The 14,564-nt window shown below is 73.8% G+C and carries 1 protein-coding gene (running past one end of the window); it reads right to left on the bottom strand.

Translation table 11 applies throughout. The annotated features are described in order from the left end of the window. The coding region annotated (locus ACH4SI_RS41195; RefSeq protein ID WP_398305911.1) for a type I polyketide synthase crosses the window boundary (this coding region is incomplete at its 5' end): on the bottom strand, positions 1–14,564 show 14,564 of its 20,781 nt. 6,217 nt of the annotated region lie to the left of the window's left edge.

Genomic DNA, 14,564 nt, shown 5'->3' with positions numbered 1-14,564 from the left:
CGGTCACCGGGCCCCGTCTTCACGGCGCCCCGCGTAACGCACCACAGCGGCGCGGCGATCCCGGCCTCCGCCAGCGCCTCCAGCAGCTCCAGCGGACCGGGTTCGGACGAAAGCAGCGAGACCACGCCGGTGAAGTCGGTACGGTCGGCGTCGGACACCCGGCGGACCACGCAGACGGCCTCAGCATCCGGCGCGTCACCACCCAGGGCATCGACGGCGGCGGAAGCCCAAGGGTCATCCGCCTCCGCGAGCACGAGCCACCGACCCGGCTGCTCGGCGACCACGTCCGGCACCGGCACCGGCACCCAGCTCACCCGATACTGCCAGCCATCGGCGACTGCGACCTCGCGCCTGCGGCGGTTCCACGACGAGAGCGCCGACAGTGCCGGGGCCATCGCGCTCGCCGCGTCGCCGTCGAGGCCGAGCGTCTCGGCCAGTGCCGCCGGATCCTCGCGCTCCACCGCCGACCAGAACTCGGCGTCGACCGGGTCGGCCGACGCGCTCGGCGTCGCCGGTTCGGGCCAGAAGTGCCGACGCTGGAAGGCGTACGTCGGCAGGCTGACGCATCCCGCGCCCGTCCCGGCGAAGAAGGCGCGCCAGTCGAGGGAAGTGCCGTGCACATGCAGCCGGGACAACGCGGTCACCAGCGCGGTTTCCTCACCGTGGTCGCGGCGCAGCACCGGCACCACCAGCGGGCCTTCGACCAGCTGCCCCGTCGCGGCGGACAGCTGCCCGTCCGGGCCGAGTTCGACGTACGCGCCCACGCCCGCCTCGCGCAGGGCTTGGATGCCGTCGGCGAAGCGGACCGTCCCCCGGACGTGCCGGACCCAGTACTCCGGCGAGCACAGCTCACCGGCGGTGGCGACCGTGCCGGTCAGGTTCGACACCACCGCCAGCCGCGGCTCACGGAACTCCAACTCCCCGGCCACCCGGCCGAACTCCTCCAGCATCGGGTCCATCAACGGCGAGTGGAACGCGTGCGAGACACGCAAACGGCTCGTCCTGCGCCCCTCACCCTCGAAGTGGGCCCCGATCGCCAGGACCGCGCCCTCCTCACCGGACACCACCACCGACCCCACACCGTTCACCGCCGCCACCGACACCCCGTCGGTCAGCAGCGGCACCACCTCATCCTCGGCCGCCTCAACCGCCACCATCGCCCCACCGGCCGGCAACTCATCCATCAACCGCGCCCGAGCCGCCACCAGACGGCAGGCATCCTCCAGCGAGAACACCCCCGCCACATGCGCCGCCGCGACCTCACCGATCGAATGCCCGGCCACATAATCCGGCACCACACCCCACGACTCGACCAGCCGGAACAACGCCACCTCCACCGCGAACAACGCGGGCTGCGCAAACCCGGTCCGATCCAGCACCTCCGGCGCCCCGCCCCACAGCACCTCCCGCAGCGAAGGATCGAACTGCGCCAGCACGGCGTCCAGCGCCTCCGCGAACACCGGGAAACGCCCGTACAGCTCCCGCCCCATACCCAGCCGCTGACTCCCCTGCCCCGAGAACAGGAAGGCGACCGGTCCGCGCGCGCCGCGTGCCACGCCGCGCGCGACCTCCGTCACTCCGTCCTCGGTGGCGAGCAGCACCGCGCGGTGCGCGAAGGCGGAGCGGGCCGTCGCCAGCGAGTAGGCCACGTCGACGGCGGGCAGCTCGGGGTGGTGCTCGGTGAAGGACGTGAGCCGCGTGAGCTGGGCGCGCAGCGCCTCCGCGGTCTTGCCGGAGACGAGCCACGGCACTACCGCGGGTACGGTCCGGGCGGGTTCGGTTTCCGGTCGCCGCGTGTCCGCCGGTGCCTGTTCGATGATGGCGTGGGCGTTCGTGCCGCTCATGCCGAACGCCGACACGCCCGCCCGGCGAGGTCCGCCGGTCTCGGGCCAGGCGGTGGGACGGCTGAGCAGCGCGAGTTCCCCCGAGGCCCAGGCGATGTGCGGGGACGGGGCGTCCGCGTGCAGTGTTTCGGGCAGCGTGCCCCACTGCATCGCCAGGACCATCTTGATCACACCCGCGACACCGGCCGCTGCCTGGGTGTGACCGAGGTTCGACTTGACCGTGCCCAGGAGCAGGGGGCGCTCGCGGTCCTGGCCGTAGGTCGCCAGCAGCGCCTGCGCCTCGATCGGATCGCCCAGCGTGGTGCCCGTGCCGTGTGCGTCGACGGCGTCGACGTCGGTGTACGCCAGCCCCGCGTCGGCCAGCGCCTGCCGGATGACGCGTTGCTGGGAGGGGCCGTTGGGGGCGGTGAGGCCGTTGGACGCGCCGTCCTGGTTGACGGCGGTACCGCGCACGATGCCGCGGACCTCGTGCCCGTTGCGTATCGCGTCGGAAAGCCGTTCCAGTACGAGCACGCCGACGCCCTCCGACCAGGAGGTGCCGTCCGCGTCGGCCGAGAACGCCTTGCAGCGGCCGTCCGGGGCCAGCCCGCCCTGGGCGCTGAACTCCACGAAGGCGTCCGGGCCCGACATCACCGACACGCCACCGGCGAGCGCCAGCGAGCACTCGCCGCCGCGCAGCGCCCGGGTGGCCCAGTGCAGGGCGACCAGCGAGGCCGAGCAGGCGGTGTCGACGGTGACCGCCGGGCCTTCGAGGCCGAGCACGTACGACACGCGTCCCGACAGCACGCTCGCGGTGTTGCCGGTGGCCGCGTACCCCTGTACGTCCTCGGAACCGGCCCGCAGCACGGTGGTGTAGTCCTGGCCGTTGGTGCCGACGAAGACGCCCGTCTGACTGCCGCGCAGCGCGCCGGGGTCGATGGCGGCCCGTTCCAGCGCCTCCCACGAGGTCTCCAGCAGCAACCGCTGCTGCGGGTCCATGGCAAGCGCCTCGCGGGGCGAGATCCCGAAGAACCCGGCGTCGAACTCGGCCACGCCGCTGAGGAATCCGCCCTCGCGGGTGATGGACGACCCGGCCGCCAGCGCGTCCAGGTCCCAGTGCCGGTCGGTCGGGAACGGCGAGATCGCGTCGCGCCCCTCCGAGAGCAGCTGCCAGAAGTCCTCGGGCGAGGTCACGCCGCCGGGGAAGCGGCAGCCGATGCCGACGATCGCGATCGGGTCGTCGGCCGTGGGCCGGGTGGCGGGGTCCGCCGGCCGGGTGGCGGGGTCCGCCCGCTCCGGCAGCGATCCGAGCAACTCGGCGAGCAGGAACTCCGCCAGTTCCTGCGGGGTCGGGTAGTCGTACACCAGCGAGGCGGGCAGGGTCAGCCCGGTGGCCGTGGCGATCCCGTTGCGCAGTTCCAGCGTGGTCAGCGAATCGAAGCCCAGGTCCCGGAAGGTCCAGTCGGCCTCGACGGTGGTTGCGTCGGCGTGGCCGAGCACCGCGGCCACCTGGGTGCGCAGCAGATCCAGCAGGAACCTGCCGCGCTCGGCGTCGGGCATGCCCGCCAGCCGCTGCCGTAGCTCCGACTCGCCGGGCATACGGGCCGCGGCGGCGCCGCCGTCGGTCACGAGGGCCTGCCGCACCTCGGGCAGGTCGCCGACGAGCGGGGCGGGCCTGGCGGAGGTGTGCGCGAGGACGAAGCGGCCCCAGTCGATGTCGGCGACGGTGAGGGCGGTGTCGTCGTGCTCGACGGCGGCGCGCAGCGCGGAGATGGCCAGGTCCGGTGCGAGGGGCGTGAATCCGCCACGCCGTACCCGCCGTTCGATCTCGCCGCTGTCGTGGTCGGCGTCCATGCCGCCGCCCACGGCGCTGCCGCCGACCATGCCCGATCCGGCCCACGGGCCCCAGGCGATCGACACGGCGGCGCGGCCCCGGGTCCTGCGGTGTTCCGCGAGGGCGTCCAGGTAGGCGTTCGCGGCGGCGTAGTTGCCCTGCCCGGCGGCGCCGATGACGCCGGCCGTCGAGGAGAACAGCACGAATGCCGACAGCTCGGCGTCCTGGGTCAGTTCGTCCAGGTTCCGCGCGGACACCGCCTTGGCGCGCAGTACGGCCGCGAAATCATCCGGCGTCAGGTCGTCCACGACGCGGTCCTCGATCACGCCCGCGGTGTGCATGACCGCGGTGAGCGGGCAGTCCTCGGGAATGTCCGCGAGGACCGCGGCGAGTCCGTCCCGGTCAGCGGCGTCGCAGGCCGTGATGGTGACCCGGGCGCCGAGTTCGGTGAGTTCCCGCCGCAGACCGTCGGCGCCCGGCGCCTCCGGTCCGCGTCGGCTGATCAGCAGCAGATGGTCCGCGCCCTCGCGGGCCAGCCAGCGGGCGACGTGTCCGCCGAGGCCGCCGGTGCCGCCGGTGACCAGGACGGTGCCGCGCGGTGTGAACTCGCGCCCGGCCCTGTCGTCCGTCGTCACCGGGCTGTGTGCGAGCCTGCGCGCGAACACGCCGGAGGCGCGTACGGCGACCTGGTCCTCGGCGTCCGTGCCGGCGTCCGCGAGGACGCTCCGGAGCCGGCGCACCGTGGCCGGGTCGATCCGCTCGGGCAGGTCGATCAGCCCGCCCCAGCGCCGGGGGTGTTCGAGTGCGACGACGCGGCCGAGGCCCCACACGGCGGCCTGGGCCGGGCTGTGCACCGGCTCGGAGCGGCCGACGGACACCGCGCCCCGGGTGACGCACCACAGGGGGGCGTCGATCCCGGCGTCGCCGAGCGCCTGGAACGCGGTGGCCGTGCGGGCAGAGCCCCCGCCACCGTCCAACGCGTCGTCGTCATCGAGCGCGAGGAGGGAGAGCACCCCGGCGAACTCGCCCTCGGGCAGCCACTCGGTGAGCGATCCGCGGTCGGCCGCGGTGACCTCGACGCGTACGGTCGGCGCGCCGAGGCCGTCGATCACAGCGGTCTGCCACGTGTCGTCGCCGGACCCGGCCGGGGTGAGCACGAGCCACCGGCCGGGCAGGGCCTGCGACGTCGGCGTGGCGCTCGCCGGCTTCCAGATCGCCTGGTAGCGCAGTGCGTCGACGCTGGACCTGTCACGGCGGCGACGGCGCCACGACGACAGCGCCGGGGCCAGCACGCTCACCGCCTCGGCGTCGAGGTCGAGGGTGGCGGCCAGCGAGTCCGTGTCCTCGCGCTCCACCGCGGACCAGAAGTCGGCGTCCGCTCCGTCCCCGGCGGCGGGCGCCGCCGGAAGTGCGGGCTCCGCCCAGAACCGCCGGCGCTGGAAGGCGTAGGTGGGCAGTTCGATGCGCCGTGCGCCCATTCCGGCGAAGAAGCCGGACCAGTCCACGGGCACGCCGTCCACGTGCGCGCCCGCCAGCGCGGCGGTGATGGCGGGCACCTCGTCGCGGTCACGGCGCAGTGCCGGGATCACTGCGGTGCGTGCCCGTGCCTCGTCGTCCAGGCAGTCCTGGGCCATGGCGCTGAGCACCCCGTCCGGGCCGAGCTCGAGGAAGGTGCGTACGCCCCGCCCGGCGAGGGTGGCCATGCCGTCGGCGAAGCGGACGGTGCGGCGGACGTGCCGCACCCAGTAGTCCGCGGAGCCCAGCTCCTCATCGGTGGCGAGTTCGCCGGTGACGGTGGACACGAGGGGGATCGCCGCGGCGTGGTAGGTCACGCGCGCGGCGACGGCGGCGAAGTCGTCGAGCATGGCGTCCATGCGCGGCGAGTGGAAGGCGTGGCTCACCCGGAGCCGCTTGGTCCGCCTGCCGCGCGCCGCCAGGCCGGCCGCCATCGCCTCGACGGCGTCCTCGTCCCCGGCGATCACCAGCGAGGCCGGGCCATTGACGGCGGCGATGGACACGCGGTCGGTGAGCAGCGGAGCGACCTCGTCCTCGGTGGACTCGACGGCGACCATGGCCCCTCCGGCGGGCAGGTCCTCCATCAGCCGCCCGCGTGCGGCCACCAGCGTGCACGCGTCCTCCAGCGAGAACACGCCCGCGACGTGTGCCGCGGCCAGTTCACCGACGGAGTGCCCGGCGAGGTAGTCGGGTGCGATGCCCCAGGATTCGAGCAGCCGGAACAGCGCCACCTCGATCGCGAACAGTGCGGGCTGGGTGTAGCCGGTCCGGTCGAGCAGCGCGGCCTCGGGTGTGCCGTCGTCCGCGAACATGACCTCGCGCAGCGGGCGGGCCAGCTCGGTGTCGAGGTGCGCCAGTACGGCGTCCAGCGCGTCGGCGAACACCGGGAACCGCTCGTACAGCTCCCGTCCCATGCCGGGACGCTGGCCGCCCTGCCCGGTGAACAGGTAGGCGAGCCGGGCCCGGCCCGTGCCGGCCCCGCCGCCGTGCACCACGCTCGCGTCGCTCAGGCCGTCCCGCAGCGCCAGCAGGCCGCGGCGCAGACCGTCCTGGTCGCGGGTGATGACGGCCGCGCGGCGTTCGAAGCTCGACCGGCACAGCGCCTGTGAGTACGCCAGGTCCGTGAGGTGCGTTCCGGGCCGGTCCTCGACCAGGGACAGCAGCCGGCCGGCCTGCGCCCGCAGCGCGTCGTCGGTACGGCCGGACAGCACGACGGGAACGATCTCCGCGCGAGGCCCGGCCGCGGGCTCGGCGGGTTCCTCGACGAGCGGTGCCTGTTCGAGAACGGTGTGCACATTGGTACCGCTGATACCGAACGAGGACACGCCGGCCCGGCGCGGCCGCCCGGTCTGCGGCCAGTCGGTGGGCTCGGTCAGCAGTTCCACCGCGCCCGCCGACCAGTCCACGTGGGACGACGGGGTGTCGGCGTGCAGGGTCGGGGGGAGGACGCCGTGGCGCAGCGCCATCACCATCTTGATCACACTCGCCGCGCCGGAGGCGGCCTGGGTGTGTCCGATGTTGGACTTGACCGAGCCCAGCAGCAGCGGCCGCGTCCGGTCCTGTCCGTAGGCCGCCAGCAGCGCCTGCGCCTCGATCGGGTCGCCGAGCGCGGTACCCGTGCCGTGGCCTTCGATCGCGTCGATGTCCGCCGCGGACAGCCCCGAGTTGGCCAGGGCCTGCCGGATCACGCGCTGCTGGGACGGCCCGTTGGGGGCGGTCAGGCCGTTGGACGCGCCGTCCTGGTTGACCGCGCTGCCACGGACCACCGCGAGGACCGGGTGCCCGTTGCGCCGGGCGTCCGACAGCCGCTCCACGAGCACCATGCCCACGCCCTCGGCGAGCGCCATGCCGTCGGCGGAGTCCGCGTACGCCTTGCAGCGTCCGTCGGGGGCCAGCGCCCGCTGGCGGCTGAAGCCGATGAAGGTGTTCGGCGTGGACATGAGGCTCACGCCACCGGCGAGCGCGAGCGTGCTCTCGCCGTTGCGCAGCGACTGGCAGGCCAGGTGCAACGCCGTCAGCGAGGAGGAACAGGCGGTGTCGAGGGTGACCGCGGGGCCCTCCAGGCCCAGCAGGTAGGAGACCCGGCCCGACAGCACGCTGGACAGCGTGCCGGTGACCGCGTGCCCGTCCGGGCCCTCCGAGCCGTCCGCGCCGTCGCCGCTGGGCGGGCCCCCTGCCTGGTAGTCCTGGTAGCTGGCCCCGATGAACGCGCCGGTGAGGGTGGAACGCACGGTGTCGGGGACGATCCCGGCGCGTTCGAACGCCTCCCACGCGGTCTCCAGCAGGAGTCGCTGCTGCGGGTCCATGGTCATCGCCTCGCGCGGCGAGATGCCGAAGAAGGCGGGGTCGAAGTCGGCGGCGTGGTGCAGGAAACCGCCTTGCGCGCAGTACGTACGCCCCGGGGTGTCCGGGTCCGGGTCGTACAGGGTGTCGGTGGGCCAGCCGCGGTCGGCCGGGAATCCGGAGATCGCGTCCGCGCCCCCCATGACCAGTTCCCACAGCTCTTCCGGCGAATTGGCCTCGCCCGGGTAGCGGCAGCTCATGCCGATGATGGCGATCGGCTCGTCGGTGGTGGCGGACACGGCCGGGGCCGCGGTCCGCTGCTGGTCGCCGGTGATCCCGCTACGCAGGAACTCGGCCAGCGCCACCGGGGTCGGGTAGTCGAACACCATGGTCGCGGGCAGGCTGAGCCCGGTGATCGCGGCGAGCCGGTTACGCAGGTCGACCGCGGTCAGGGAGTCGAAGCCGACCTCCCGGAAGGCGCGCCGCTCGGCCACCGTCTCGACGGATCCATGGCCGAGCACGGCAGCGGCCTGGCCTCGTACGGTGTCCAGCAGCAGCCGGTCCGCCTCGGCGGGCGGCAGAGCGGCCAGCTTCGCCGCGAACTCGCCGCTGCCCGCCTGCCCGGCCTGCGCTTCGGCGGCCTCGACCAGCCGCCGCACCTCGGGCACCTCGTCGAACAGCGGCGTCGGGCGGACCGAGCCGAACACCGGGTAGTAGCGGTCCCAGTCGACATCGGCGATCGCGAGCACGGTCTCGTCGTCGTCCATCGCGCGCCGCATCCCGGTCAGCGCGAGGCCCGCGTCCATGAACTCCAGGCCGGTGCGCCGGATCTGGTCCGGGGCGACCCGGCCGATGCCGAGTTCGTTGGCCCAGATGCCCCAGTGGACGGACGTCGCGGTCAGGCCGCGGGCGCGCCGGTGGGCGGCCAGCGCGCTGAGGTAGGCGTTGCCCGCCACGTACGCGGCGTGCTGACCGCTTCCCCACATGCCGGCGACGGACGAGAACAGCACGAAGGCGTCGAGTTCGGTGTCCGCCAGCAGCTCGTCCAGGTTCCGCGCACCGGCGACCTTGGCGTGCATGACCCTCGCGAACGCCGCCATGTCCGTCTCCGCCAGCGTGTGCAGCTCGATGACGGCGGCGGCGTGAATGACGGTGCGCGGGGTGTGGCCTTCGGCCGTCAGCCGGTCCAGCAGCGCGGCGAGCGCCTCGCGGTCGGTGATGTCGCAGGGGACGACGGTGGCTTCGGTGCCCTGCCCGGCCAATTCATCCACCAGCTCGGCGGCGCCGGGCGCGGCCATGCCCCGGCGGCTGACCAGGACGATCCGTTCGGCGCCCTGGTTCGCCAGCCAGCGCGCGACATGCGGGCCCAGCGTGCCGGTGCCGCCGGTGACCAGCACCGTGCCGCGCGGTTCCCAGGTCCGGCGCGGCTCGCGGTCGCCGGCCGGGGCGCGCACGATGCGCCGGGCCAGCACACCGGAGGTGCGTAGGGCGAGCTGGTCCTCGCCGCCCGTGGTCTCCGGTCCGGCCCCGGGCCCGGCTCCGGCCAGTATGGCCGCCAGCCGCTGCCCGCCCCGCTCGTCCAGGGTCTCCGGCAGGTCCACCGCTCCGCCGTAGAAGCGCGGGTGTTCCAGCGCGGCGGTCCAGCCCACGCCGAGCGTCTGCGCCTGGACCGGGCGGGTGACCTGGTCGGAACGCCCGGTGGCGACCGCGCCCCGGGTCAGGCACCACAGGGGTGCCTCGGCACCGGTGTCCTCCAGGGCCTGTACGAGGGCAACGCCCAGGGCCGTGCCGGCGGCCAGCTCGGGATACGCCCGGCACGGCTCCTCGGCGGCGGCCAGCAGGGACACGAACCCGGCGATGCCGTTGGTCTCGTCTGCCCCGTCCGCCTCATCCGTCTCGACCGCGTCGGCCAGTCGGGACGCCAGCACGGCACGGTCCAGGCAGGACTCGTCCAGCGCCACCCGGCGTACGCGTGCGCCGTGGGCCCGCAACGCGGCCACCACGTCGTCGCCGATACCACCCTCGCCCGTACGGCCTTCGCCTTCGGCGGTGACGACCAGCCAGGTGCCCGAGAGCGTCGCCCGGGGCAGGGCGGGCAGCGGCGTCCAGGTGACCTGGTAGCGCCAGTCGTCCACGGTGGACTGCTCGTGCTTGCGACGGCGCCAGGCGGTCAGTCCCGGCAGGATCGCCGCGAGGGCCTCCTCGTCGACGTCCAGGCTCTCGGTCAGACCCGCGAGGTCCGCGCGCTCGACGGCGGCCCAGAAGGCGGCGTCCGCCGGGTCGGCCGCCTCGACCCGCTCGGCCTCGACCGGCGGTACCCACAACTGCTGGTGCTGGAAAGGGTACGTGGGCAGGTCGACCCGCTTGGCCGCCGTCCCGAAGGCGGCGGTCCAGTCGACGCGTACGCCCCGTACGTACGCCTCCGCCAGGGACGTCAGCACGCGTCGCGGCCCGTCCTCGCCACGGCGCAGGGTGCCGACGGCCACGGCCGGCACCGCGGCCTCGTCGATCAGGGCCTGCACCCCCATGGTCAGCACCGGGTGGGCGCTGACCTCGATGAACGCGCGGTGCTGCTCTTCCAGCAGCTGCGCGACCGCGGGCGCGAAGCGCACGGTCCGGCGGAGGTTGCGGTACCAGTACTCGGCGTCCATGCCGCTCGTGTCGAGCCAGTCACCGGTCACGGTGGACAGCAGGGGGACGAGCGAGGCGCGCGGGGTGATCGGCGCCAGCTCGGTGAGCAGTTCGTCGCGCAGATCCTCGACGTGCGCCGAGTGCGAGGCGTAGTCCACAGCGATCTTCCGCGCCCGTACGCCCTCCTCGGTCAGGCGGGCGGACAGTTCGTCCAGCGCTTCCGGATCGCCGCACACCACCACGGCACCGGGGCCGTTCACGGCCGCGATCGACAACCGCTCGTCCCAAGCCTCCAGCCGGGACCGGGCCTCGTCGGCGGACAGCGCCACCGACATCATGCCGCCGCGCCCCGCGAGGCGCCGGCCGATCGCCTGGCTGCGCAACGCCACCACGCGGGCACCGTCCTCGACGGACAGCGCGCCCGCGACCACGGCCGCCGCGATCTCGCCCTGCGAATGGCCGACGACCGCGTCCGGGATGACGCCGTACGACTCCCACACCGACGCCAGCGACACCATCACCGCGAACGACACCGGCTGCACGACGTCGACGCGCTCCAACGACGGCGCACCGGGCTCCTGCCGCAGTACGTCCTCCAGCGACCACTCCACGAACCGGCCCAGGGCCGTCGCGCACTCGCGGAGCCGCTCGGCGAACACCGGTGACCGCTCCAGCAGAGCGGCGCCCATTCCAGCCCACTGCGTGCCCTGCCCGGGGAAGACGAACACCGTCTTCCCCTCGACATCGGCCTCGCCCCGGACCACGGGAGCCGACAGGTCCTCATCGGCGAACCCGCCCAGTGCGGCCACCAATTCGGCGCGGTCCGCGCCCACGGCCACCGCGCGCCGCTCGAACACCGACCGCGATGTCACCAAGGAGAAGCCGACATCGGCGACGTCCACCGGAGCGGCTTCGACGTGCGATACCAGGTCTGCCGCCCGGTCGCGCAGCGAGGCTCCGTCCCGGGCCGACAGCACCCATGGCACCAGTTCCCGAGCCTGCTCGGACGGCAACGGAGCCGGGGTGGGTTCGCGTTCGGGGTCCGGTTCGACCGGTGCCTGTTCCAGCACCGCGTGCGCGTTCGTACCGCTGATCCCGAAAGACGACACCGCGCACCGGCGCGGCTGCCCGGTCTCCGGCCACGGCACCGGCTCGGCCAGCAACCGGAGCGCCCCCGAGGACCAGTCCACATGCGACGAAGGCGTGTCAACATGCAGAGTCTGCGGCAGAACGCCGAGCCGCAGCGCCATCACCATCTTGATCACACTCGCCACACCCGCCGCCGACTGGGTGTGGCCGATGTTCGACTTCACGGACCCCAGCCACACCGGCCGCTCCGGATCCCGGTCACGGCCGTAGGTCGCCAGCAGCGCCTGCACCTCGATCGGGTCGCCGAGCGGCGTGCCGGTGCCGTGTGCCTCCACCGCGTCGATCTCGGCGGGCGAGATCCGCGCGGTGGCCAGTGCCTTGCGGATCACCCGCTGCTGGGAGGGGCCGTTGGGCGCGGTCAGTCCGTTCGAGGCGCCGTCCTGGTTGATCGCGCTGCCGCGGATGACGGCGAGCACCGGATGCCCGTTGCGCCGCGCGTCCGACAGCCGCTCGACCAGCAGCAGCCCGACGCCCTCGGCCAGCGCCATGCCGTCCGCACCGTCGGAGAACGCCTTGCAACGGCCGTCGGCGGCGAGCGCGCGCTGGCGACTGAACGCCACGAACGCGTCCGGCGTCGTCATTACCGTGGCGCCCCCGGCCAGCGCGAGCGAGCTCTCGCCGTCGCGCAGACTCTGGCAGGCCAGGTGGAGGGCGACCAGCGACGAGGAGCAGGCTGTGTCGACCGTGACGGCCGGGCCTTCGAGACCGAGCGCGTACGCCACGCGGCCCGACAGCACGCTCGGGATGGACCCGGTGACCATGTGGCCCTCGGTGCCGTCGCCCGCGCCACGGCCGTAGTCCTGGTAACTGGAGCCGATGAACGCGCCGGTCAGGGTGGAGTGCAGGGCGGCCGGGTCGATCCCGGCCCGTTCGACGGCCTCCCACGCGGTCTCCAGCAGCAGCCGCTGCTGCGGGTCCATCACCAGCGCCTCGCGCGGCGAGATGCCGAAGAAGACCGGGTCGAACGCGCCCGCGTCGTGCAGGAACCCGCCCTGTGTGGAGTAGGTCGTGCCACTGCGGTCCGGATCCGGGTCGTACAGGCCGGTGGTGTCCCAGCCACGGTTGACCGGGAACTCCGAGACCGCGTCCACCCCGGAGGAGACAAGGTCCCAGAACCGCTCGGGCGAGTTGACGCCACCGGGGAAGCGGCAGCTCATCCCGATGATCGCGATCGGCTCGTCGTCGGTGGGCGCGGCCGGTGCGGCACCCGTGCCGTACGTATCGGTGGTGTCGGTGCCGTCGGCGGCGTCGCTCAGCAGCTCCGCCCGCAGATATCGGGCCAGCGCGATGGGGGTCGGATAGTCGAAGACCATGGTGCTGGGCAGGGTCAAGTCGGTGACCAGGCCGAGCCGCTTGCGCAGTTCCACGGCGGTCAGCGAGTCGAACCCGTGGTCCTGGAAGGCCCTGTCCGGCTTGATGGCATCCGGGCCGGGGTGCCCGAGCACGGCGGCCGCATGGGTACGGACCAGGTCGAGCAGCACCGGCAGCCGTCCGCTCTCCGGGGCCGCGTGCAAACGCTCGCGCAGTGCCGATGCCGCCGTTTCGCTCTCGCGCCGCGCTTCCCTGACCGTCTCCGCGGCCTCATGCGCGCCGGGCAGCGTCGTGAGCGACGCGATGGACCGCAGGCTGAACAGCGCCTCCAGCACCTGCTTGTCGCCCAGATCAGCGACCACCGTGGTCGCGTACGGCTCGGCCACCAGCTCGGACAGGGCCTCCAGCGCGAGCCGCGGTTCCAGCGCCGTAGTCCCCGCGTGCCGCGCCCGCGCGGCCATGCCGTCGCCGCTCCAGGCGCCCCAGGCGATCGAGGTCGCGGGCAGACCTCGCGACCGGCGCCGCAGGGCCAGCGCGTCCAGCACCGCGTTGGCGGCCGCGTAGTTCGCCTGGCCGAGGTTGCCCAGGGCGCCGGCCACCGATGAGAACAGCGCGAACACGGACAGATCGCGGTCGGCCGTCAGCTCGTCCAGCAGCAGCGCCGGAGCGACCTTGGACTGGAACACTCCCTCGAACCGCTCCGGGGTCAGACCGTCCAGCATCACGTCGTCCAGCACCCCGGCCGCGTGCACCACACCGGTCAGCGGGAACTCGGCGGGGACGGCGGCCAGTACGGCTTCCAGTTCGGCCCGATCGGCGGCATCGCAGGCCACGACCGTGACCCGGGCGCCCAGTGCGGTCAGCTCCGCCTCCAGTTCCGGTGCGCCCGGCGCGCCCGGTCCACGGCGGCTCACCAACAGCAGGTGTTCCGTGCCGCGTTCGGCCAGCCACCGGGCCACGTGCGCACCCAGCGCGCCGGTACCACCGGTGATCAGCACCGTGCCCGACGGGTCCCAGCACGTCGCGCCCTCACCCTCGACGGTGGGGGTGAGCGTGGGATCGACGGACGGGGTGGGCGCGGGAGCGGACACCAACCGACGGCCGTAGACGCCCGAGGCGCGAACCGCGACCTGGTCCTCATCACCCGGCCCGGCCAGCACCCCGACCAACCGTCGCACGACCAGGTCGTCGAGTTCCTGCGGCAGATCGAGCAGTCCGCCCCAACGCTCCGGGTACTCCAGCGCGGCGACCCGGCCCAGTCCCCACACCGCGGCCTGCAATGGGTGGCTCACCGGATCGGCGGGCTCCACCGACACCGCGCCGCGAGTCACCGCCCACACGGGCGCCCCGATCCCGGCATCCTCCAGCGCCTGCACCAGAACCGCCGTGTCCATCGCACCGGCGGGCACCCCCGACCAACGAGCCCATTCGTCAGCCGCGAGCAGAGACACCACGCCCGAGGGCTCTGCCACACCCTGCGCGGTCAACTCGGCCAGTTGCCGGGCCAGTTGCTCGGCCAACGGCGCGCGCTCGGCGTCTTCGACCAGCACCCGCACCACGTCCCCGCCCAGCGCGGCAAGCACGAACCGGACCCATTCGTGCTCGGCCTCGTCTGCCGGGACCACGGCCAACCAGGTCCCGGACAACGCCGTCGGCAGCGTGCCGCTCAACGCCTGCCATGTCTCCCGGTACCGCAACGAATCCACCGCCGACCGGGTCCGGCTCCGGTTACGCCAAGCCGACAGCGCGGACACCACGCCGTCCAACGCGTCCGTGTCGATCTCCAGGCGGGCCGCCAGGGCCTCCAGGTCCTGACTCTCGACCGCGGCCCAGAACTCCGCGTCGACCCCGTCCACGGCCATCCCGGCCTCGGTCCCCGCGCTCCGAGCCGCCTCGGGCCAGTACCGCTGCCGTTGGAAGGCGTAGGTGGGCAGTTCGACCTGCCGCGCGCCGGTGCCGGTGTAGAACGCCCGCCAGTCGACGGCGATGCCGGTCACGTGCAGGCGAGCGAGCGCGGT

It is taken from the genome of Streptomyces sp. NPDC021212 (genome assembly GCF_044332925.1).
Lineage (GTDB): Bacteria > Actinomycetota > Actinomycetes > Streptomycetales > Streptomycetaceae > Streptomyces.
This window is presented reverse-complemented; position numbering and strand designations above follow the sequence as displayed.